This is a genomic window from Micromonospora olivasterospora, from assembly GCF_007830265.1.
Classification (GTDB): domain Bacteria; phylum Actinomycetota; class Actinomycetes; order Mycobacteriales; family Micromonosporaceae; genus Micromonospora; species Micromonospora olivasterospora.
Map to the genome: position 1 here is coordinate 277,136 of NZ_VLKE01000001.1, position 23,257 is coordinate 300,392.

The 23,257-nt window shown below is 68.1% G+C and carries 13 protein-coding genes and 1 pseudogene; 3 read left to right on the forward strand and 11 right to left on the reverse strand.

What is annotated here, in order from left to right; translation table 11 throughout:
• Positions 1-4 precede the first annotated feature (4 nt).
• From JD77_RS01015 to JD77_RS01035, 5 genes and pseudogenes are all read right to left on the reverse strand, one after another.
• The gene (locus tag JD77_RS01015) at positions 5-1,288 is read right to left on the reverse strand and encodes a tyrosine-type recombinase/integrase (RefSeq protein ID WP_145772627.1); all 1,284 of its coding nucleotides are present in this window, start codon (positions 1,286-1,288) and stop codon (positions 5-7) included.
• Positions 1,278-1,475: a helix-turn-helix domain-containing protein gene (locus JD77_RS01020; RefSeq protein ID WP_145772628.1), complete on the reverse strand. Its 198-nt coding sequence runs from the start codon at positions 1,473-1,475 to the stop codon at positions 1,278-1,280. The genes JD77_RS01015 and JD77_RS01020 overlap by 11 nt, the downstream gene beginning before the upstream one ends.
• Positions 1,459-2,815, reverse strand: a pseudogene (locus tag JD77_RS01025) (replication initiator). The gene JD77_RS01020 and the pseudogene JD77_RS01025 overlap by 17 nt, the downstream one beginning before the upstream one ends.
• A 100-nt stretch (positions 2,816-2,915) precedes the next feature.
• Positions 2,916-4,253: an FtsK/SpoIIIE domain-containing protein gene (locus JD77_RS01030; protein ID WP_145772629.1), complete on the reverse strand. Its 1,338-nt coding sequence runs from the start codon at positions 4,251-4,253 to the stop codon at positions 2,916-2,918.
• A 26-nt stretch (positions 4,254-4,279) separates the two neighbouring features.
• Positions 4,280-4,603 (reverse strand): hypothetical protein, encoded by a 324-nt coding sequence (locus JD77_RS01035; RefSeq protein WP_145772630.1) that lies wholly within the window; start codon positions 4,601-4,603, stop codon positions 4,280-4,282.
• A gap of 156 nt (positions 4,604-4,759) precedes the next feature.
• On the opposite strand from JD77_RS01035, the gene JD77_RS01040 reads away from it, so the two are divergent.
• Positions 4,760-5,323: a GntR family transcriptional regulator gene (locus JD77_RS01040; RefSeq protein ID WP_145772631.1), complete on the forward strand. Its 564-nt coding sequence runs from the start codon at positions 4,760-4,762 to the stop codon at positions 5,321-5,323.
• A gap of 399 nt (positions 5,324-5,722) precedes the next feature.
• On the opposite strand, the gene JD77_RS35330 is transcribed toward JD77_RS01040, so the two are convergent.
• From JD77_RS35330 to JD77_RS01060, 4 genes are all read right to left on the reverse strand, one after another.
• Entirely contained in the window at positions 5,723-6,286 is a 564-nt protein-coding gene (locus JD77_RS35330) for an SUKH-3 domain-containing protein (RefSeq protein ID WP_145772632.1), read from the reverse strand.
• Entirely contained in the window at positions 6,222-16,976 is a 10,755-nt protein-coding gene (locus JD77_RS01050; RefSeq protein ID WP_145772633.1) for a LamG-like jellyroll fold domain-containing protein, read from the reverse strand. The genes JD77_RS35330 and JD77_RS01050 overlap by 65 nt, the downstream gene beginning before the upstream one ends.
• A 117-nt stretch (positions 16,977-17,093) precedes the next feature.
• Complete coding sequence (locus JD77_RS01055) at positions 17,094-17,534, reverse strand: BMP family ABC transporter substrate-binding protein (RefSeq protein WP_145772634.1); 441 nt, start codon at positions 17,532-17,534, stop codon at positions 17,094-17,096.
• A 264-nt stretch (positions 17,535-17,798) separates the two neighbouring features.
• On the reverse strand, positions 17,799-18,641 hold the full coding sequence (locus tag JD77_RS01060; protein ID WP_425463555.1) for a transposase family protein: 843 nt from the start codon (positions 18,639-18,641) through the stop codon (positions 17,799-17,801).
• 328 nt (positions 18,642-18,969) lie between these two features.
• On the opposite strand from JD77_RS01060, the gene JD77_RS01065 reads away from it, so the two are divergent.
• Entirely contained in the window at positions 18,970-20,223 is a 1,254-nt protein-coding gene (locus JD77_RS01065; RefSeq protein WP_145772635.1) for an ISL3 family transposase, read from the forward strand.
• A 722-nt stretch (positions 20,224-20,945) separates the two neighbouring features.
• On the opposite strand, the gene JD77_RS31745 is transcribed toward JD77_RS01065, so the two are convergent.
• Positions 20,946-21,332: a hypothetical protein gene (locus tag JD77_RS31745; protein WP_170286298.1), complete on the reverse strand. Its 387-nt coding sequence runs from the start codon at positions 21,330-21,332 to the stop codon at positions 20,946-20,948.
• A gap of 142 nt (positions 21,333-21,474) precedes the next feature.
• Positions 21,475-22,182 (reverse strand): hypothetical protein, encoded by a 708-nt coding sequence (locus JD77_RS01080; protein WP_145772636.1) that lies wholly within the window; start codon positions 22,180-22,182, stop codon positions 21,475-21,477.
• Between the two features lie 38 nt (positions 22,183-22,220).
• Between JD77_RS01080 and JD77_RS01085 the strand changes: the two genes are divergently transcribed.
• A complete protein-coding gene (locus tag JD77_RS01085; RefSeq protein ID WP_246140480.1) occupies positions 22,221-23,162 on the forward strand; it encodes an ISAs1 family transposase in 942 nt (313 codons plus the stop codon).
• The last annotated feature ends 95 nt before the right edge of the window (positions 23,163-23,257 follow it).

The window sequence follows — 23,257 nt, forward strand, 5'->3', positions numbered from 1 at the left end:
GGTGTCAGTCGTCGGCGGGTGGGGTGTCGTCGTCCGGGTCGGTGTCGTCGGGGTGTAGGGCTCGGTTCATGGCTTCGATGGCATTGCGGTGCAGGCGGGGTCGGACGTGGGCGTAGATGTCGGCGGTGACGTGCAGCCGGGCATGTCCGAGGAGTTCCTTGATGGTGACGAGTTCGACGCCTTGTTCCAGCAGCAGCGTGGCGCAGGTGTGTCGGAGGTCGTGGAAGCGGATGTATCGGACCTCGGCGAGGTAGCAGATCGTCTCGTGCTGACGATGAACGTTCGCAGGGTCGAGCGGTTTGCCGGTCGCGGTGGCGAACACCAGGTCGAGATCTGTCCAGGTGTCGCCGGCTTCCCGCCGGTCGATGTCCTGCCGGCGCCGGTAGCGGGTCAGCGAGGCGATGCAGTCTCGGGGTAGCAGGATCCGCCGCTGCGACGCTTCGGTCTTGGGTGGTTGGAAGGACATGCCGCCTTTGGTGCGGGCGAGGGTGCGGCGTACGGACAGGTGCCCGGCGTCCAGGTCGATGTCGGACCATTGCAGGCCGAGGATTTCGCCGCGCCGCATGCCGGTGCGTAGCGCGAGTTCGAACAGCGGGCTGTCGCGGTGGAACGCGGCAGCGTACAGATATTTGCGGGCCTCGCCAGCGGTGAACGGCTGGTATCGGCTGCGGGCGGGGGTGGGGAGTCGGACCGGGGAGGCGACGTTGCGGTACAAGAGTTCCTCCCGTACGGCGTGGGCGAGGGCGGCGGACAGGACCGAACGGATGTAGCGGACGGTGGCCGGCTTCACGTGGCGTTGGCAGCAGGCGCCGACGGCGCAGCAGCGGGGCCGCCGGTCCTTGCGCGGGTGGTGCGGGTCGCGGCGGGCGTCCCAGCCTCGGGCGCAGCACTGGCACACGGTTTGGATGGTGTCGAGGAAGGTGCGGACTTCGGTGACGGTGAGCGCGGCGAGCCGGCGGTGACCGAGTGCGGGGATGAGGAACTGGCGGATGTAGGTGTCGTAGTTGGCGTAGGTGGTGGGCCGTACCTGGTGGACCGCCACGGTGGTGAGCCAGCGGGTGAGGTAGTCGGCGACGGTGATCGTCGGGTCGGCGGTCGCGGGTAGACCCCGGTGGGAGTCGGCGAGTTTCACGGCCAGCTTGTCGGCGGCTTCCTTGCGGGTGGCGCCGTAGACCCGGACCCGTCGGCTACTGCCGTCGGCGGCCTGGACGTAGCCGGCCCCTTCCCACCGGCCGTCGGCGCGCTGGTAGATGGTGCCTTCACCGTTGGCGCGTTTCCTACCGGCCATGTCCGGTCACCTCCCCGCTCAACTCGCGCAGGTAGGTGGCCAGCGCCGTGGCGGGAATGCGGCGGCACCGCCCGATGCGGACCGACCGGAGTCGCCGGGTGCGGATGAGGTGGTAGACGGTGTGTTTGGACACTTGGAGCCGGTCCATGACCTGGGCGACAGTCAGCAGGTCAGCAGTCACGCCCACCTCCCGGTCCGGCGTAGCGCCAGTCACCGACGACGAACACGCCCGACGGGTCGACGCCGGCCCGCTCGGCATGCCGGTCGGCCATCCAGCTACGGCGTTCGGCGCGTAGCGCGGTGAAGGTGGTGGAGTAGGTGCGTGAGGTGGTGGCGAAGTGGCCCCGGAATCCGAGGGTGTGCGCGTACCGGCGCAGCCTCAGCCGACCGAGGCCGGGTTGGGCGCCCAGCCACCAGCAGGTGTCAACCAGCCGACGGGCGTGCACGCTCAGGTGCCGCAGGCTGACGCCAGGTCGCCGGCCGGTCCCCGCACACCGGTGACACAGCACCGCCGTCGTGCGGTTCGTGCCGTGGCCGTCGCAGGCGCGGCAGTAGATCGGGGCCGAGGTCGACCCCGACCGTCTCGGCGGCCTTGGTGGCGTACTTCGCCACGTACTGGGCCACCACCGTCTCCGACAGGTCACCGGCGCGGCTGATCGGACGGACATCGACCTGCCGACCCCACCTCAACCGTCGAGCCGTCACCCGGTGGCATGCCGGAGTGGTGACCTCGACCCGCCGGATCGCGGCGCGGATGGCGTGGTCGAGCAGGTCGACGTTGGCCCAACCGGCCGGGGCCGAGGACGGGCCGTCTGCGCCGTCCAGGCGGACGATCGCGTGCAGGTGCACCACGCCCCGGGCCTGGAACTCGGCGACCTTGGCGAACACCACCCGCACCTGCCGGGTCGCCACCCCCCGAGGCAGACCGGCTGCGGCGGCCAGGCCACGACGCGTCTCGGTGGTGAACTGTGCCCACAACGGCCCGACGTGCGCGTTGAACAGCACCTGACCGGGGTAGTCGTAGCCGGCCGAGTCGAGGGGCGTGCCAATCGCCGGGTCGGCGACCGGATGCCACCGGCCACAGCTACGACGCACGGGCGTACGTCGGGTGCGGGGGTGGCAGGGGCGGGGCTGGCCGTGCCGGTCCGGGCCGAGGTGCACCGGCCCGAACGACGGCGCGGTCACCGTGACGAACAGCCGAGGCCGGTCGGCGACCTGCGCCGGGGTGTCCTTCCCACCGTGCAGGCCGGCGGCGATCAGGTGGTAGGCATCCAGCTTGTACAGCGCGGAGCAGGCCGAGCAGACCGACGCGCGGCGGCTGCGGCAGCGCAACTCGACCACCCGACCGTGTGTGGTGTCCGCGTGGAGGCGGTCGACGATCCTGCCGGTGCCGCGCTCGACGAGCAGACTCCTACCGGTAACGGCGACCGGATGCCGGCACTCGCCAACCCGGTGGGCGAGGCCGGCGGAGGCCGCCACGCGGAGCAGGCCGCCCAGATCCGTTGGTACAGGATGGGGTGACATCATCGGGAGTGGTTCCTTCTCACTGCTGGGATAGGGGCTGAACCCGGGCAGCGCGGCGGAGTGTTCTTGGCGGAATGGGCCGCCGCTCTGCCCGGGGAACTCGTCATCGGGGTGCGGCATCGGCCACCACCCTCCCCGTGGTCAACAGGTGCAGCGGGTCGCGGACCAGGTGCGCGGTCGCGGTGGCGATCGCATCGGCGGTCGCGTCCGGCACGTACGGCGTGCGGACCAGGGTGAACCCGGGCCGCCCGTGCGCAACCATCGAGGCCACCCCGACATAGGCCGGGTCTTGCAGGCGACGCGGGTGCTCATCCGGCGCATTCGTGATGTCCGAGCCGAGTACGGCCGTGGCCGCCTCGCTGGTGCGCTGCGCGAAGCTGATCGCGACCTGGCAGTTGTCGCGGATCTTCGTCGGGATCGCATCCCCGGTCGCCTTCTGCGTCGCCAGAACGACCTGGATACCGACGTTGCGACCCTTACGGATCAACTCCTCCACCAGCCGGGCGGTCTCCCGGGCCAGGGCGTCGAGGCGCTTGGACTGCGCGTCGGTGCCCTTGGTCTCGTTCAGGAACGTGTGCGCCTCGTCGATCACCACCGCGACCAGGGGCCAGGAGGCGGACGGGCCGACGTGCCACACGTTCTTCACGCCGAGCACCGAGCGGATCGCGTGCTGACGGGCGACCATCAACTCCCGTACCCGGGCCAGATGGTCACGGACTTGCTCGGGGTCGTCTTTCGCCGACAGCCACGCGCGGGTGAACAGGTCGTCGTAGTCCGGGCCGCCCTTGCCGTCGATCAGCACGAACTGCACCGCCGGCGACGGGGCGAGCTGGCAGTACCGGGCGTTGAGGAACGACGTCTTGCCGTAACCCGCCAGCCCGGCCACCACCACGCCGGAGACACCGGCCGAGCGGATCGTGACCGGCTGCTCGTCGGCGTCCACGCCGGCGACCCACACCGCCGGGTCCGACTCGGCGTCGGTCGGTTCGGTCCAGGTCGCGGGTTGGGTGAGGGGGTCGTGCAGGAGCGCCCGTATCCGGACCAGGCCGGGGCGGACCTGCGCCACCCTCACGAGGGGCACCCGCCACACGTCGGCCAGATGCCCGGCCGCCTGGGTGAACTCCTCAACGCCGAGACGACCGACGGTGGAAGCGTCGACGCGCACGCCCCACCACTCGGCCGCCACCGTGACGGCCGGGATCAACTCCCGGGTCACGACCGTGCCCGGCGGCCGGTTGGACCACCACGGCGAGTGGATCCGCTCAGTCTGGGCCAGTCCGACCCGGCGGGCGGTACGCCGCCACGTGTACTTGATCCGCCACGCGACCCGCAGCACCGGACGGAGCTTCCTGTCCGCCACCAGGTACCGCACGGCGTGCGCGCCGAGCCACACGAGTACGGCCAGGGCGGCGACCGCCACGACGACGGCCGGTACCGCCATGACCAGGCGGGTATCAGGGGGATGGATCATGCGGCCTTCACCGCCGTCAACGCCGACGCCCGGAAGATCTGCCAGGTCCGGCCGTTCTTCTCCCCCGTCACGAACGTCAACCCGGACGCCTTGACCATCTGCCCCACGGCAAGGTCCTTCGGCACCGACGGCTGCGGCACCGACACCCGCAACACCTGCGGCTGCCCACCCTCGACCGTCAGCGCGAGGGGTACCTCCACCAACGGCGCACCCGTGACACGATCGGTCGCGGCCACACCGTTGGCCTTGTCCTTGAACTGCGGCGCCGGCACAGCCAGCACCAGCAGCGTCTGGCTGCCATCAATCGGCAACACCAACATGTTGTGTTCTCCTCTACTCCGGTCCACGCCACTGCGGCGTGCGTCCCGTGCACATAAGGTGTCACGTGACACCTGTGGCGGTCAAGGGGTTCGGAGACACGAGTGTCATGTGACGCCTGTCTCGCCTGATCAGCCCATGACGGCTACGATCAGCGCATGGCCCACGACCCAGACGACAAGCGAGCCCTGTTCCAGCAGGTCGTCGACGACATCCTCGACCAGATCCGCGACGGACGCCTCAACCCCAACGACCCACTACCGTCCGCCCGCAAGATGGCCGACCTCTACGGCGTGGCCTCCATGACCGCCCAACGCGCGCTACGCGAACTGCAACACCGGCGCATCACCTACAGCGTCGCCGGCAAAGGCACGTTCGTGCACCCCGACGCGTTCGACCTCCTACGCGGCGGCGTCCTCCACGAACCCATCGACGACCCCGACCTCCGCCGCAGAGTCGCCGCCTACCTCGCCGACCAACAGGCCATCACCATCCGCTACCACCACGCCCGCACCGCCGACGACAAGAACGCAGCCCTACACGAGCTGTTGCGCCACGCCGACACCAACAACGACCTGATCGACGAAGTGATCAAATACCAGGCCGACCGAGGCAACTTCGCCCAGCAGCCCGAACACCTCCAACGGGCCAGCGAAGGCGGCCAGACCCCGCCGCCCGCCAAGCGCCCCCGCAGCAGCCGCGACCGCGCACCGAAGCAGTAAGCCAACCGGACCAAGGCCCTCGACCAAGATTCGACTGGCTCAAAACTGCTCTACAGGATCAAGAACGGCCCCGGCCGAAGCCGGGGCCGCGCGCACGCGCTACAGGCCTACGGCCCCGCGCGCACGCCCGCCATACCGAGCCACCCAACTCCGAGAAGGGTTCTGTCGGCGGCGCCATGACAATTCCTTCGAAGCCATCACGATGGGTGGCTTTCGGGATCGAAGCTGCACCACCGAACCGTCTGGTCGCGCACGACCGAGGTGCTCATCGGCATACTTGGATGCCAACCCCGCGCTGACGGCAACCGTGACGGCAACCCAGGCAGACGGCATCGACCCCCGACAGCTCTGCGCTACGCGCTGTAACCGCAACCCTGAATGAGCGAGTGAACGCAGAGATCACGCGGGCGGCCAGGGGGCCACACCCGGATCAGAGTACAGACAGAGCAGCGGGCGGTTCGCGCAAACTGCCAGCTCCAAGGATTCTTCAAAGCTTGAACCCATTTCCCAGAACCATCCCATGCCAGCAGCAACCACTCTCCCCCCAGATTCCAGGAAAACGCTTGAGTAGCTTAGCCATTCACCGATAGGGAAATACTGTCCACCAAGAACACTCTCTACCTCCCCAGCTAGGGCGCGCTGACCCGATCCGGCCGCGATCGGATCGAAATTGTAAGGCTCATCATTAGCAAAGTTTGGGCCAACCGCATTGCGCGGCTCAAGCGAAAGCCCTCCCAGCGCAGACAGGGCAGCTATGGCCAGAGTATGGACCCGGTAGCCCTCTCTCTCCAGAGGTTCTACCCACTGGCCAGCGTCAACGGCGCGGTCTACGCTCCATCCGGAGGCGTCAAGCGCTTTAAGCACGTCCTGACTGAGTGAGTCAAAGCGGATCATAAGTTCACCCGATCCCGAGATCTTCCAGTAGCCGGCTACAACGACCGCAAGGGTACGCCGGTTCGCCATGACCAGTCGTATTTGACGTTGGCATAGAATTGTTTCTCGTCTGCACCGTGCGCATGGTTCCACCCCGGATAGCGTCGGGACCTTCCGCTGCCTGAGCTTGGATCAGGCAATGCACCTCTGCACACCCTCCATGGTGGCCCGCCCGCTCAAGCGCGTCCGCTAGCGGTCCTTCCGCCTGCTGTCCATGCCTATTATGGCCGTAGTACTTGGCACCTGAAGGCGATGTGTACTCCGAGGCAAATTTGGCTCCAGGCTTATTGCGCACGCTGTCGGCATAGTTTGCAAGGTTGCAGTTGTGCACGAGTACGGGAGTGTTGCCGGCTACCACATAGTACGTGTGGATGTCAGCGACGGTGAGGTCTCGCATCTCCTCGGCGCCGAGCTTGTTCAGCACCGCGGCGACGGTGACCGCGCCCTTGCCGCGGACGAGCAGCTTGGTGCCGGGCTTGAGGTCCTTGGCGTCGTCCCACTTACGCTTGGTGGCGTTCCAGAACGGGTGGTGCCAGGTCGTCTCTACCTTCGTGACCTTGCCGTCCTGGTCGCGGACGGTCAGGTCGGTCAGGTCCTTGTCGTCGTTGCGGTGCAGCTGGGTGACCTGCTTCGGCTCCGACCTGCCCGTGGTCGGCTCGGTTGCCATGACCTTGTCACCGACGTTGACATCCTCAATCGGCCGGCTACTGCCATCGGCCATGAGCACCCGCGTCTTCGGATCGAAGCTGTGCCGTGGACAGGTAGCGCCGCCCCCGCCGACCGAGATACCGAAGGCGTTGCCCCCGCCCCCGGCGCCGCCGCCGCTGGACGCTCCGGCGCTGCGGGCGCCGCCTCCCTTGCGGCTGAGCAGGCTCAGCCCCGGAACCATGCTCTCCGCAGCCGCACGGGGGTTGTACCGGCCCGTCGTCGCGACCTGGCCGATCGCGTCCTCGACGGTGTTCTCCGCCGCCTCCGTGGCCAGCCGACCCGCCAGGCCAGTACCGACCTTGTTGGCCACCAGCGCACCGACCCGGCCGGCGATCGCGCCACCGGCACCACCGACCAGACCCGACACTGCACCCGTGCCCACGGAGCCCAGCGCGTCACCGACGCTGTGGATGTCACCCTGCGCCGCGTCCTTGGCCAGGTTGATCAACGCTCCCGCACCGACCATGCAGGCGATCGCACCGGCGCCGGCGGTGACCGCCGTGCAGGCGATACCGGCCAGGATCGCCCCGCCGATCGCGGCGACCTCGAGAAGGGTGTCCTTGTGCTCCTGTACCCATTTCTTCGTCGCCGCCGCCGCGTCCTTGACCTGGCTGGCCGCCTTCTTGACCACCCGGACCGCCTTCGCCGCGACCTTCTTGGCAGCCTGTTTCGCCTTGGCGGCGAGTTGTTTGGCGCGTTTCTTGGCCGCGGCGATCTTCTTCGACACGTACTTGCGGCCCGCGTCGATCTTCTTCTTGACCGCCTTCTTGACCTTGTTGTACGTCTTCTTGACGGTCTTTTTGACCTGGTTGTACTTCCGTTTGACCTGCTGGACCTTCTTCTTCACCACTGCCTTGGCCTTGCTCACCGTCTTGGTGACGGTGCTCTTGGCCGAGCTGTACGCCGAGTACGCGTACGACGAGGCGTACGAGTAGGCACTCGAGGCGTACGACGACACCGTCGAGCGGACCGAGCTCACCGCCGAGCTGAACGCCTTCTTCAGGCTGCCGAAACCCCAGTGCCCCGTCGGGTCCGTGACGGTCAGCGGGTTCGCGTCACCGTACTGGTAGCGGTTGGCGTTGATCGAGTCCGGCACCGGACTGTTGCTGGCGGTGTCCCGCGTGTCGAACTGACCAGTCTCGGTGTTGTACCACCGCGCGTGCATGTTCACCCGCGACGTCACCGCATCAGTCCACTCCGACTGGTAACCCAACTGCCCCAACAGACCAGCCGTGCCGACAATCTTGCCCAACGGGTCGTAGGTCATCGACCCCGACAAGCCCGCCCCCGTCGCCGTGAACTGCCCCACCACATCCGTGTGCAGGTCCGTCCACACCAACCGCTGACTACCGCCCGAAGCGGTGCCGACCACCTCACCCGACGGGCCCCGCACGTAACTCGCGGAAGCATCACCAGCCAGGTCGTTTGCCAACCCGCCGTACGAGAAGCCCGGCCGAATCGCCCGCCCCAGGCCGTCATACGAGTACGTCTGCGAACCGCCACCGGTGGACTGTTGCGACACCACCTGCCCGAACGCGTCCGTGCTCGTGGTGACCCCACCCGCCGAGGCGAGCGTGCCCCGCGCGGTGTACGTGTAGCCGGCGCCGTCGGCGGTCAACAGCCGGTTGCGCTGGTCGTACGTGAACAGCTTCGAACCGTTCTGCACCCGGTTACCGGACTTGTCGTACGCGTACACCGTCGTGGCGGTGCCGTTGTTCCACGACGTCAGCCGGTCGGCTAGGTCGTAGGTGTAGGTGTTGGCCGCTGACCCGGCGAAGCCGGTGGTGCTCTTCGAGACGATGTTGCTGTTCTCGTCCCAGCTGTAGCTGATCTTCGCCAGCGAGGTGCCCGTCGACGACTTCAACTCGTCGTCCTTGAGCCGCCGCAGCGGGTCGTACGTGAAGTTGCGGCTGTTGCCGTTGTTCCCGTACGTGATTTTGCTGAGCTGGGAGAGCGTGTTGTAGGTGTAGGCCATCTGCACGTCGGCGGTCGGGTTGCTCAGGGTGTAGAGCCGGCCCGCGCCGTCGTACCCGTAGGAGGTGGTGCCGGCGGCGTCCTGGCGGGAGGCCAGCCGGCCGTCGGGGTCGTAGCCGAACGACGAGTCACCAGACGGCCCGGTCACCGACAACGGCAGGCCACGGTCGTCGTAGCTGATCGTGTTCGTCCCGCCGGAGCCGGAGAACTCGGTCATCCGACCCGCCACGTCGTAGCCGAACACCCGGTCCACGGTCGCCGCCTCGGCACCCGCGCCGGCCTGCCGGATCAGCTGGCCCATGTCGTCGTAGGCACGGGTGACCGTCACACCGCCGGGCATCGTCTGCGTGACCGGCCGGCCACCCCGGTCGTACGCGATGGTGAAGGTCCGGTCCGCCGCGTCCGGGTGGGCCGCCGTCGCCGGCTCGATCTGCGATTCCGGCAGCCCCCACGAGTTGTACGTGGTGTAGAAGGCGTTACCCCGACCGTCGGTGAACCGGGTCCGGTTGCCCTCCAGGTCGTAGCCGAACGTCGTCTCGATCGCATCCGAGCCGGAGATCGGCTGGATCTCCCTGGTCAGCGCCCCGGTCGCGTCGAACTCGAAGGTGGTGGTCGTGTCACGGGCGTCCGTGGTGGCGACCATGTTGCCGGCACGGTCGTAGTGGGCCGACTGCGACGACAGCTTGACACCGGCCGGGCTGTACTCGGCGGTGTCGGTGGCCCGGTCCGCCATGTCGTAGGTGACCGTGGCGTACGAGCCGTCCGGACGGGTGGTGCGGGTGGTCCGTCCCTCGCTGTCGTAGGTGTAGCTGGTGACGTTGTTCGCGCCGTCCTTGACGGTCAGCGGTTCACCGGCCGCGTTGTACGTGGTGGTGCTGTTCACCCCCGCCGCCGAGGTGACCTGGGTCGTCTGCTGGGCCGAGGTGTCGTCGTAGGTGTAGGTGGTGGTGTAGTTGGTGCTCGCCTGCCGCACCACCTCGGTCGACGTCAGCGTGCGGCCCAGGTAGTCGTAGGTCGCCTCCGTCACCGCGCCCGTCGGGTCCGTCGTCGACAGGACGTTGCCCACGTCGTCGTACCGGTAGGTGGTAACTCCGTCGTTCGGCGCGACCTGCTTCGACACCCGGCCGAGCTGGTCGTACTCGTAGCGGGTTATCTTGCCGAGCGGGTCGGTCACCGACGTGACCTGCCCGGCCTCGTCGTACGTCTGGGTCGTCTCCGGCACGATCGGGGTGCTCGACCCGGGCGGGGTGTAGCTCGGGTCGGTCTGGGACACGACCCGGCCGGCGGCGTCGTAGCGGGTGACCGACCAGTTGCCGTTGGCGTCGCGGGCATCGGTCGGCTCGTCGAACGTGTTGTAGCCGACCCAGCTGACCGCGCTGGTCAGCGCCGGAAGCTGCCCGGCCTGCTCGACCATCGCCGCCGGGGCGGTCGTCTTGACCAAGCGGCCTTCCTCGTCGTAGCCCTGGTAGGTCGTGTTGCCGTTCTCGTCGGTGATCGAGGTGGGCAGCCCGTCCTGGTCGAGGACCTGGGAGGTGCGGATGACCTGGGCGTCGGCCGCGGGTGCGCTGCCAGCCTTGAGCTGCCCGATCTCTGCGGCGGACAGCGCCTTCTGGTACGCCTGGACGTCGCTGATCTTGCCGTTGAAGGAGTCGCTGCAGACGCCGTTGAATCTGCCGCAGCCGATCGTGAAGGGCCCGGTGGCCGACCATGGGCTCACGCCCGTCTTGGTGGCTTCGGCGACCCCGTTGACGTAGAGGGTCATGGTGCCGGTCGTGGCGTCGAAGACACCGGCCAGATGGGTCCAGGTATTGACGGAGGGGACGGAGGTCGAGGTCACGATCTGGTTGTTGGGCGGGTCGTCGACGTCCGCGGACTTGAGGACGAACATCCATTGGTTCGTCTTCTGGTAGCGCAACTCGAACGCGTTCTGCGACACGCCGTCCTGGCCCAGGACCCGCCCAATGAGACCCGTGCTGGCCAGGTTGACCCACGCGGCGAAAGTCAGGCTTCGCTTGGTGTCCACCACCGGACCCGCGGTCTGGATCTTGGTGGTCGATCCGTTGGACACCGCCGAACCGCCACGGTCACTCGACCAGGTGACATTGTTGGCGGTAGCCGGGCTGTTGCCGGCAGAGTCGGCGGCCGTCGTCCCGGTGGTCTCGTTGAGCTTCCACCGGGCGACGGGGGTCAGCTTCGTCGACGGATAGGTCGTCTCGGCGATGGCCCGGCCCGCCGTGTCGTACAGCGCTTCGGAGATGCCGGTGGTGCCGTTCGGGCCGGAGGACACCGAGGACACGACGTTGTCATCGGCGTCGTAGGTCAGTGTGGTGGTGCGCTTGAGCCCGTTCGGGTCGACGGTGGTGGAGATCGTCCGCCCGGCCGCGTCGTAGGTGGTCGCGGTGGTGCTGCGGCCGTTGTTGGTCTTCTCGGTCACCTCGTTGCCGGCGGCGTCGTAGGTGGTCTCCTTCACCACGAACGTGCGGGTGCCGTCGGTGCGGGTGATCTTGGCTTCGAGGCCGTTGTCGGTGTACGTGTGCGACGTCGTCCAGCCCATCGCGTCGGTCTCGGACGCGAGCCGGCCCGCCGGGTCGTACGAGCGTTGGGTGGTGACCAGGTCGCGGGCCGCGGACGGGGTGTTCGGGTCTCCGACGAAGCCCACGAGTTTCGAGGTGAGCAGGTTGCCCTCGACGTCATAGGTGTTGACGGTGACCCCGCCGTCGGCCTCAGTCTCCCTGGCCACCTGCCCGTACGGGTTGTACTCGAAGGTGGTGGTCTGGTCGGCGGCGTTGGTGGTGCTCGTCTCCTGGCCGTACGCGTTGTAGCCGTGCTTCTCGGTACGCGGGGCGTCGCCGCCGGTCAGGTCGCTGACCTTCTGCTCGGTGAGGTTGCCGTCCACGTCGTAGGTGGTCTCGGTGTAGGCGGTGTGCACCGCGCCGGTGACCCGGTTGGTGACCGCCGGCTCGGTCTCGGTGAGCGGCCGGCCCTGCTTGTCGAAGGTACGGGTCGTGGTCAGCCCGGCCGGGAAGGTGTTGGTGATTTCGGTTTCGCTGACGGGGCGGCCCAGGCCGTCGTAGGCGTATCGGGTGATCTTGCCGCCCGGCTCGACGACCTCGGCGACGTCACCGCTGGCGTAGTAGACGACCTGTTGCGTCTGCCCGCCGGGGGTGGTCACGGTCGAGGGCAGTCCCGCGGGCGCGAAGCCGCCGTCCTTGGCCGCGATGGTGGTGCCGTCGGTGTACGTGGTGCGGGTGACCCGACCCAGCGGGTCGGTGATGGTGGTCTGGTTGCCCTTGGTGTCGTAGCCGTACGTGGTGAGGTACGTGTTGTCGGTCTCCGACGCCGACCGGCCGTCGCGCATGGTCAGCATCAGGTCGTTGCGGGCGTCCGGGCTCAGCGTGGTGCTGGTGGCGTCCGGGTAGTAGGTGTAGTAGACCGACGAGCACTTGTTGGCCGACTGGTCCTGGCAGGTGATCACCTGCTTGGTGTTGCCCCGGGCGTCCTGGAGTTCCTGCGTCCACACGCCGTTCGGGTCGTACGTCAGGTTGCCGAAACCCCCCACGTCGTACCCGAGCTTGGTGGTGTTGCCGAGGCCGTCGGTCTGCGCCACCATCCGGTTACCGTTGACCAGGTCGTAGCTGTAGGACAGCTTCTCCCCCGTCGGGCCGGTCACCGTCACCGTCTGCACCGGCATCGGGATGGCCTGGGTCTGCCCGGACACCATGGTCACCGCGACGGGCACGGTCTGCTTGGAGGCCTGGAAGTGGGAGCTGACCTGGTCGGCGCTGAGCTGGCTGCGGTAGAACGCGACCTCGGCGATCGAGCCCGGGAAGTAGCCGACCTCCGGGGTGCCGTGCATCGGCCAGGCGCCCGACCACTTGCCTGCCCCGACGTACGCGTGCACCGAGCTCGTCGCGGCCAGCGTGTAGTCGAGCTTGCCGACCGCCACGCCGTCCAGGTACAGCGACTGGGTGGCGGTGCCCGCGGACAGCGTGACGTGGTGCCATTTGCCGTCGTTGACCGTGCCGGCGGTGGTGATCATCCGGCCGGAGCTACCGCTGCCGGTCCAGAAGCCACCGCGCAGCTTGCCGTCGGTGCCGACGTACAGCGACGGATTCCAGCTGGTGACGGCCGCCGGGTCGGTGATTGGGCCGTTCTGGTAGCTGTAGAGAACACCGCCGGCGGTGTTTTTGTCCGGCATCTTGAACCACATCTCCACCGAGTTTGGCCCGGTGGTGGGCAGGTCCTCCGGCGGCAGTTGGAGGTAGGAGGTGGAGCCGTTGAACGAGGCTGCCTTGCTGTCGCTGAACGGGCCGGCGACGCCGAGGGTGGTGTTGTTGAAGGTGGCCGTGCCGCCCTCGACCTCGTTGACGGCGTCGGTGACGTCGACGGAACCGAGCCGCCAGTAGTCGGCGGGCTTCGCGCCGAGCACCGAGGCGGCGTACACGCCGCTGTCACCGGAGACGGTCGGCGTGCCCAGGCTCCAGGTGCCGCCGTTCTCGTCCTTGACGGTGGCGACCCGACCGGTGGCCTTGTCGTACGTGATCTCGGCGGTGACCCCGCCGGAGGGCCGGACGACCTTGCTGAGCACCGGGTGGCTGGTCCGGCCGGCGCTGTTCAGCGCGGCCACCGTGGTGCCGGTGAGCGCCTGGTTGAAGAACGCGACATCCGAGATGGAGCCGGAGAAGTAGGAGGCCACCGCCGGGGAGGCACCGCTGCGCAGGTGACTCGGCCAGGCGTGGCCGACGAAGCCGGCGCCGACCAGCACGTTCGTCGAGCCGTTCGGGATCAGGGCGATGGTGCCGGGGAGCGTGCCCTTGGCGACGCCGTCGAGGTAGAGCGTCTGGGTGTCACCCGCCCCGGTCAGCACGACGTGGTGCCAGGCGCCGTCGGTGACGGCGGCGTTGCTGGTGATCGGCGTCGCGCTGCCCTGCCAGAACTCGCCACGCAGCTTGCCGTCGCTGCCGATGTAGAGGGCCGGGTTGTAGTTGCCGGCCGTGGTGCCCTTGCTGATCGCGTCGGCGCTGTAGCTGAACAGCACACCGTTCGGGGTGGTTGTCTTGAACCACATGCTGATCGACTGGTACTGGCCGTCGGCGACCAGCTTGCCGGGCAGCTGCACGTACGAGCTGGTGCCGTTGAACGTCGCCGTGGTCGCCGTCGAGCCGGCCAGAGCGGCCGGCTGGCCCAGGGTGACGTTGGTGTAGCGGGCGTTGTCGACGCCGGCGTTGGTGAGCACCCGGCTCGCCGCGATGCTCGCGCCGCTGGCCTCGTTCAGCGGCCAGTACGAGTACGGGCCGGCGTTCACCAGCGCGTTGGCGTACTGGGAGGTGGTGTCGGCCTGGTAGGTGGTGCAGGCGACGGCGCTGGTGGGCGGGCACACCTTGGCGATCTGGTCGTTCGCGCCGTAGCTGTAGGACCAGGTCTCGGCCGTGGTCGCGTTGCCGGCCACCGCCGGGTTGGTCGACACGGTAGCGACGTGCGGCACCGTGGAGCCGCTCGGGGTGCTCCAGGTGACGTCGAGATAGCGGCCCGACGCCGAGGTGAGCCGGGACGCGTAACCCGACGTGTCGTACGCGACGGTCAACGCGCGGCCGCTGGCGTCAGCGATCCGGGTCACCTTGAACACGCCGCCGCCAGCGGACCGGCCGAAGGTGTAGACCGTGGCGTCCTTGTCGGTCAGCGTGTAGCCGGTGACCGCACCCGCGGTGTCCTTCGTCTCGACGAAGGTGGAGAACCGGCCGGACGGCGCGGTGAAGGTGCCGTCGTTCTTGCGGCCGAACGCGACGTCCTGCCCGGTCGGGTAGGTGACCAGCACGGACTGGACGCTGCCCGCGACGTCCTTGACCTGGGTAGCGCGCATGTCGAGCAGGCTGGACCAGCCGGTGCCGAACGCGTTGCCCCGCCGGGTGTCCAGGCTGTTGTAGCTACGGGTCACCGACAGCGACGGACCGACCGTCGGCACGCTCGCGTCGGTCGCCGAGGTGGTGTAGTTACCGATGCTGGCGTCGTAGCCCTTGCCGGAGTTCTGCGCCAGGTTCGCGGTCAGCAGCGGCTGCGGCACCGACGTGGTGAACGCGTACCCCGGAGACACCGGACTGTACGTGGCCTTGTCGTACACCTGCACCGTGTACACGTACGTCTTGTTCCAGTCCAGCTTGCCCGCCGGAACCGTCCAGCTCGGCGTGGTGATCCACCCCGAGCTCGCCTTCTGCGCGCCGGTCTCGGCGTCCTTGACGACGTAGCTGTAGGTCAGTCCCTTGGCCGGCCAATTGTCGGAGTCCACCGCCCGCGACAGCAGCTCGGGGGTGAGCGTCTGCACCAGGGTGTTGTTGGCCGGGTACCGGAGGTTGACCTGCGGCGCGACGTTGTTGGTGTAGGTGAACTCGATGTACGGCTTGTAGGCGCCAGCGCCGTAGTTCGCGGCGGTGAACCGCTTCCACGCCGTCGAGTCGGTCTCCGACGCGGTCAGGGCCAGGCCCTCGTTCATGCCGCCGGTGGACCAGTCGTTGAACGTCGCCACGTCCAGCGGCACGCTCACCCACTTGCCGACGCTGCGGTTCACCGGGTTGTCGTTCTGACAGGCCGGATAGTTGTCCCCGACGGTCAACGAGCCGATCGACGACGAGATCGTCGGCCCCGGGTAGTTGCCGGTGGTGAGGTCCGCGACCGTCCACGCCTGGGTCGTGCGGTGCACGTAGAACGGCTTGTGCGAGGTGCAGTCGTACGTCCAGGTCAGGTACAGCTTCAGCGTCGCCGCGCTGAACCGCTTCCCGAGCAGCCCGTCGTCGTCGAACTCGTCGAAGTGGATAAACGAGCGCGCCTTGACCGTCCCACCGTTGTACGTACCGACCGGCAGGTTGTCGCCGTTGTGGTTGGTGGTGTCGGGGTCGTTGTCGACGTACACGTCACCGGTCGTGCCCGTGGTCACGGTCGGGTCGACCCGGACCGGGTACACCCGGGCAGGGTCGTTCAACCAGGCCTGGTCCGCGGTCACCTTCAGTGCCGGCGCGCCGTCGACGGTAATCAGCTCCATGGCCACCCCGTCGGACTCGGCGGGAGCGCCGGACTGCGGGTGGACGTTCGAGTCCTGCATCGAGCCGTGCGGGAACCAGGCGACGGCCTTGCCGTCGGCGTCGAGCAGCTCCACCGAGCCCCGCGTCGTCAGCCGCGGGGTGAGCCCATCCAGCCGCAGCGGGAACACCCAGGTCGACGCCGCCTGCGGCGAGCGCAGGATCAAGGTTTCCTTGATGCCGGCGTCGAACGTGGTCAGCTCGAGATCGGTCTGCGGCAGGATGTCGTGATAGCGGGCGGTGGGGCCGTCGACCACCGGTGCGCTGACCGTCGCGCCCTGGAGCTGGTAGCCGACGCTCTCACCGGTGGGCAGGGTCAGCTGCGCGAGGTCACCGCTGGCGGTGCCGCCGGCATCGGCCGTCGCGGTCCGGTTGGTGGCGGCCCGGGCGGTGGTGCCGGCGACCGAGACACCGAGGCCATTCGCCTTCACGTGCAGCCGACCATCGGCCCACCGGGCCAGATCAGAATCGATCTTCTTCCAGGTGCCGTCGCTGGCCCGGTAGTTCACCGGCCGGTTGTAGGTCCGCTTCGTGTACGAGCCGTCCGCGTTCGCGTACACATCGGACCGCGCGCTGGACCGCGCGGCCAGCCGTGTGCTGGTCCGGCTGTTGAAACCCTGCTCGGCGGGGCCGGTGCTCTCCGGCGTCACCTCGACCTGGTGCGGCTGGTACGACTCGAGCGTGCCGGCCGCCGGCTTCGGCGCCCGACCGGCGCCCTGCCGGGCATCGGTCGCCGACGCTGGGACGTGGTGGTCGATCGTGGTCGGCCGGCCCTTCTGCTGCACGGGGAGGCCCAGGAACGCGGCGGTGGCCGACCAGGCGGGCCGCTGGACGAACCAGGACAGCCAGGTCAGCGGGAACTCGCCGCCAGGTCGCACCACGCCGGACGGCACGGCCACGGTGAGCGCGAAGACAGCCGCGACCACGATGGCCGAACGGCGCAAGGAACTGGTGACGGATCGGCGCATCGCCGGTCCCCTCCCCCGTGTAGTGAAACAGCCACGCGGAGTCTGCGGGCCAGCCGGCCGACGTCACAAGTCATCCGAACGGATGATCCTGGGAGGAGGCTGGGAGACGGACCTCGGTCAGGCGGCGAGCGAAGCGACCAGTTCCTTTGTCTTCCGGCGGGCAGAATCCGGACCATCCACACTCACAACGGACACGTTGTCTGCGGCGGATCCGCCCCCGATACCTACGAAATGGACACTCGGGAACCTTGCCGCGGTCGCCCGCAAAGCACCAACCGGCACCGAACCGACAGTGAGGATAAGATCACACTTGCTCTGCGCCAGGCTCGCCAGAAACGTCTCCGCGTTCTCGGCTGTCTGCGGACCGCTCACCTCCAGGTATTGAACCTTGACATGGGTGACCACCGACGCCTCCTGCATGCCGGCCCAGACCGGCGCGGCATCCGGGTCCGCGACGCCCTTCTCACCTGTCAGCAGGCACGCGGTCTCGGCCCGGTACTCACGCTCCCGCTTCGTCGGGTCAGCCGGCCACAGCAGCCAGACCAGGAACACAACCACGACCACCGCTCCAGCGGCCAAGGCCCACCACGGCGGCCGTACCCTCAGCCACGCCGGAAGCGGCACCTGCCGCGCAGGCCGCTGCTTCGCACGAGCCCGACGCCCCACACCTCCACCAAGCACGGCGCGAGACTACTCGCCACAACAACGGCACGGTGGCGAGGCAACCGCCCGGCCGCGGGCCGGGCGAGTAGCCAACTCGCGAATCGGCAGGCGACCACGCCGCAGGCGAGCCTGACACGCTTTATCAGCACTGAAGTGATCTCAACAAGATTCGGGTAGGTACTTGTACTCGAAATGAGTCAGATGCAGCGCGGCGGCGACGACGTCGCCGATCCGGCGTGGGCTGGCGGTGGTATGGCGTAGCGTTTTCCAGCGTCCGATCAGGATGGCGAAGCCGCGTTCGCCTTGCCAGCGCAGCCCGCGCAGCAGCCGGTTGTAGGCGCGGTTGTCGGGTGCGAGCCGGCTGCCGTCAGTAGGCTGCTTGACCGGGGTCTTGATGCCGTGGCCTGCGCTTTCGTAGCCGGAGTCGCCCAGTGCGGGTAGGTCCAGTTCGGCGGCGGACCAGTTCAGCGCGGCGGTCACCCCGAGTTCGCGGGCGCAGCTGGTGTCGTGCAGGTGCCCGGGCATCGCCGCCGATGTCCAGATCGGCAGTCCGTCCGGGCGGATGATCGCTTGGATGTTCGCGCCGAAGTCTCGGTGCTTTCCGGAGTACCAGGCGTCGATGATCTCGCCCTTGACCGACAGGGTGGTCTCGGTGAGCCGGTCGCAGTCGAACAGCTTGCCGTCGAGGATCACGTGGGACCAGCCGTCGTCGGCGACTCGGCGCAGCGCGGTGTGCAGATCCTGCGCCTGCGCGGCGAGCACGGCGATGCCCTCGTCGCGGTAGCGGTACGCGGTCGCCCGGGAGATGCCGAACCCGGCGCCGAGCAGGGTCACGTCCTCGGCCTTGCGGAACCAGACCAGCACCAGCAGTGCCTGGTAGAAGCAGGTCAACGCGCGGGTGCCGCGCCGTGTCCCCTTGGCTCGGCGTTCCGCGGCAAGCAGCCGGCTGAGGTACCGCACGAGTTCCCTCGGGACGTCAACCATGGCACGATATGCGATCACGTGGGGTCCTCACCGTGTGGGTGATCTTGTGGTGAGAACTACCTACCGAGGACCTCACGTCCACTTCCAGCACTGTCCGGCCTGAGTGCCTTCATCCGTGTCGCACCAATCAACACATTCGCGTCGCTGAGATCAGCTCACTGTTCGGCACTCGCCGACACAGCAGCCTTTTGATTCCGCGTCTTGTGCGGCGCACCGCGGATCGGGCCCAAATGCGGCTCTTGTGATGTTCTCGTGGGTGGGTTGACGCCCTGATCAACAGGGCACGCCGTGTCCCGTCTAGGTTTCTGGCTTGTCGAAGGTCAGAAACTGAAGATTGGGAAACGGCGTGCGTTTGACCAGGTTATTGCATCGACAGGCAGGGCTGGAACGGGCCGTCGTCGAGGGCGTGCGCCTCGATGACGACACCGACGGTGAGGTCTTGGTGATCTCTGCCCGGCCGCGCAAGGGCGCGGCGCGTCGCTGCGGGCGCTGCCGGGCTCGCGCGCCGTGGTACGACCGCGGCTGGGGCAGACGGCGGTGGCGGCACCTGGACTTCGGCACGCTGCGGGTGGTCATCGAGGCCGCCGTGCCTCGGGTCGACTGTGCCGAGCACGGGCCGACGGTGATCGCGGTGCCGTGGGCGCGTCACGGTGCCCGGTTCACCACGGCGTTCGAGGACACCGCGGCGTGGCTGGCCGCGCGCACGTCCGCGTCGGCGGTGACCGGGCTGCTACGCATCGCCTGGCGCAGCGTGGTCGCCATCGTCGGCCGGGTCGTCGACGCTGCCGCCGCCGGCACCGATCGACTGGCCGGACTCAAACGGATCGGTATCGACGAGGTCGCCTACCGCAAGGGCCAGCGCTACCTGACCCTGGTCGTCGATCACGACACCGGCCGCCTGGTGTGGGCCGCCGACGGGCGGGACAAGGCCACCGTCGCCGCGTTCTTCGACGAGCTGGGCGCGCAGCGGGCCGCGGCGCTGACCCACGTGTCGGCCGACGCCGCCGCCTGGATCGGTGACGTGGTGGCCGAGCGGGCGCCGCAGGCGGTCCGCTGCCTTGACCCCTATCACCTGGTCGCCTGGGTCACCGACGCCCTCGACGAGGTACGCCGGGCGGTGTGGAACACCGCCCGTGGCGGCAAAGGCGGCCGCACCGAGGCGTCCAAGACCCTCAAAGACGCCCGGTGGGCGCTGTGGAAGAACCCGCCGAACCTGACCGACAAGCAGAAGGCGACCCTGGCCACGATCCAGGCCACCAACCGGCCGCTGTACCGGGCGTACCTGCTCAAGGAACAGTTCCGGGAGATCATCGCGGTCAAGGGCGCCGACGGCAGGCTCCTGCTGCAGGCGTGGCTACGCTGGGCGAGCCGGTCGAAGCTGGCCCCGTTCGTCAAGCTGGCCAAGACGATTCGCCGTCACCTGCCCGCGATCCACAACATGCTCGACAGCGGACTGTCCAACGCCCGCATCGAGGCCAACAACGTCCACCTGCGCGTGCTGACCCGCCAGGCCTACGGCTACCACAGCGCCAAAGCGTTGATCACCATGGCCAACCTCCGCCGCGGCGGCCTCTGCCCACCACTACCCGGACGATCATGAACCCGACCCACGAGAACGGCAGTAGACCCCCAAATGCCACCATCCGGTCACGCCCATAGCGTCAAATGCCGACTTTCCTACGTTATCCAGAACCACAAAAAGACGATCGCGGTGGCCATCTGGTCACGACGATCGTCCAATGTGTTCGTTGCGAGCGTCTATTTCACCAGCTCACACCGTCGGGACGGCCGGATTCGAACCGACGACCCCTTGACCCCCAGTAGTCCGGTGGCCCAGCGGCATGCTCACGCACGTTTGCCCAGGTCGCCTGAAGCATAAACCGGCCGAGTAAAGGAGTCGTCACACCACTCCCCCGTTACAATCGATTTCCCTGCCGTCAGCCAAAGAAGCAGCACGTGACCTCCCGCCGACTGTCGGAGGAGTTCAGGTCCGATGATCGACCCGAACCGATACCCAGCATGGGTTGCGCCTTCTCGGCGCCGTCCCTACCGTGCCGCCCTTGCAGGGTTCGCCCTTCATTCAGGTATCTGACCGGGTGGTGAAGTATGCGACGGCCGACGTAGAGCGATGTCTCTCGGCCCGTCGAGTCGTCCCGAGGACCGCATGATGGCAGCTTGCCAGCACCGATCGGCGTACGGCTCGCCACCGATGTGGAGTTCCGCGCCGGCCGGGATCGCCCCTACCGGGCACGCGTCCGGTGGGTCGACGCAAGCGGGCGCCGGCTGTCCAAGTCCGACGGAGGGAAGCCCACCCGCCATGCCTCACTCCTCGGCCCACATCCCGGGGAAGCGTGCCCGCACAAGCTCGATCAAACCCGGGTCGACCTGCCGGATGACCCGGACAACGGGCGGGCCGTCCAACCCGTCGAGCACGTACATACCGAGTACGTGGGACACCTCGTACTCGTCCGGGCCGGTGTAGCCCAACAGGTCACGACAGAACAGGCAGAAGCGCCGCACCAGATCGAGGTCGAGTTCGACCAGGCCGAGGTCCCGGACCAGCGGACCGACGGCGTGCAACGCGTAGTTGTGCTGATCCACCGGTTCTGGTGCCCGGTCCTCGTCGATCGCGTCCTGCAACTCGGTGCAGACGAGGTCCTTGATCTCCTCCCGGGCCTCCGGGAGGTGTCGCCAAGCGGAGTCACCCACGGGGCCGAATTCCCACGGCTGAGCGGGCATATGTTTACCTCCGAAGAAGGGTGCTCGAATCGCGCGGGTAAGGACCTCCGGCCGTCACCGCTGAGGCGAACTCTACCGGTGACGGCCGGAGGCGGATCTTCACAGGCGCGTATCAGGCAGGTGGAATGACGATTGTCTCACCGTCGTCGCCCCGGATGTACTGGTGACCACTGTCCGTACCACCCAGATAGGGGCTGCAGGCCGGGGAGCCGAAGCCGCAGAGGATCTCGTTGAGCGCGTCCGCGGGATTGTCCGACGCGAACGCCCTGCCGACCTCATGCATGAGGATGAGATCCCCCACTACGCTCAGTGTGCCCGCGACGCCGACCATGCGCGGCGCCCCGCTGGGCTCGGGCACACCGACCACCCTGCCGTTATAGACCTTCGGCTTGAACGGCGTGCCGGTGATCTCCCTCACCGCGTAACGGCTCGCGCCCCTATCTATGTCCTTTTTCGCCTGTGCGAGCAATTCCCGACCCTGGGGAGTCGCCGTCACGTTGGCCTTGAACTTGCCGCTGGTGTCCTCAGTCTGGAGCGCCTTCCACAACTCTCGGGCTTCGTCGAGCGCGATCTGTCGCTCCCGGTCGGTCAGCAGCGGCGGCTTTCCGGTAGCGCGCGCTCTCCGGTCCCTCTCCAGCAGGTCGGAAAGGCCGTTGAACACCTCTGCGGCCTTGTCGTAGTGCCAGGGCCCCGGCAAGGTGGCGGTATGACCGTTGTGGGCGTTTGGGTGCGGACGCTCCGGATCATGGTGGTATAGAGACGGGCGTGGCCTTTCGATGATCATCCAGGTGTCGAGTCTGGGAAGATCAAAGAGGACCACGCCCGTTGGGATCATCATCGCTGATTGACGTGTTGGCCGTGCACGCGGACCGCCTGGACAAGTCGTTGCCGGCGCAGCGCCGGTCGAGCCTGGTCGCGGCGTTGAGTGCGGTGCCGGACCGGCGAGATCCCCGCGGTGTCGTCCATGCGTTGCCTGGGGTCCTGGCCACGGCGGTCGCGGCGGTGCTGACCGGTGCCCGTTCCGCGGCGGCGGTCGCGGAGTGGGCCGCTGACGCGCCGCAGCAGGTCCTTGCTGAACTGGGCGTGTTCCGGGATCCGTTCACCGGGCTGTATCGGGCTCCGGACGAGTCCATGTTCCGGCGGGTCCTGGCCGGTGTCGATGCTGACGCCCTGGACGACACGGTCGGCCGGTGGGTCCTCGCGTGCCGGCCGGCGGCGGACACCGAGCGGCGGGTGTACAGCGTGGACGGCAAGACCTTGCGAGGCAGCGGCCCGGCCGGCGCCCAGGTGCATCTGCTCGCGGTGCTGGACCAGCACACCGGGACGGTCCTGGGTCAGGTCGACGTCGACGGCAAGACAAACGAGTTGACCCGCTTCCGGCCGCTGCTGGGCCCGCTTGACCTGACCGCGGTGGTCATCACCGCCGACGCCATGCACACCCAACGCGAGCATGCCCGCTGGCTGATCGACGACAAGAAGGCCGCCTACGTCTTCACCGTGAAGAAGAACCAGCCGCGCCTGTATCGCCAGCTCAAGACCCTGCCCTGGGCGAAGGTCCCGATCCAGGACGAGACCAGCACCCGCGGGCACAGTCGCTACGACATCCGCCGCCTGCAGGCAGTCACCTGCACCGGGCCACTCGCCCTGGACTTCCCGCACGCCACCCAAGCACTACGGATCCGTCGCCGACGACTGAGCCTGACCACCGGCCGCTGGTCCACCGTCACCGTCTACGCGATCACCAACCTGAGCGCCGCCCAGGCCGGTCCCGCCGACCTAGGCCCAAGGCCGGGTAGTTAGGCGGCGGGCGTGGCTGTCAAGCCGATGGGCCCGGGGGCGGTAAAAGCAACGGAACTCCGGTAGAACTGGCGGTCGACCAAGATCCACCGTTTCTG

Coding starts and splice junctions, on each gene's coding strand:
- JD77_RS01015 (WP_145772627.1), bottom strand. CDS start 1,288: ATGGCCGGTAGGAAACGCGCCAACGGTGAAGGCACCATCTACCAGCGC.
- JD77_RS01030 (WP_145772629.1), bottom strand. CDS start 4,253: ATGGCGGTACCGGCCGTCGTCGTGGCGGTCGCCGCCCTGGCCGTACTC.
- JD77_RS01035 (WP_145772630.1), bottom strand. CDS start 4,603: ATGTTGGTGTTGCCGATTGATGGCAGCCAGACGCTGCTGGTGCTGGCT.
- JD77_RS01040 (WP_145772631.1), top strand. CDS start 4,760: ATGGCCCACGACCCAGACGACAAGCGAGCCCTGTTCCAGCAGGTCGTC.
- JD77_RS35330 (WP_145772632.1), bottom strand. CDS start 6,286: ATGGCGAACCGGCGTACCCTTGCGGTCGTTGTAGCCGGCTACTGGAAG.
- JD77_RS01050 (WP_145772633.1), bottom strand. CDS start 16,976: ATGCGCCGATCCGTCACCAGTTCCTTGCGCCGTTCGGCCATCGTGGTC.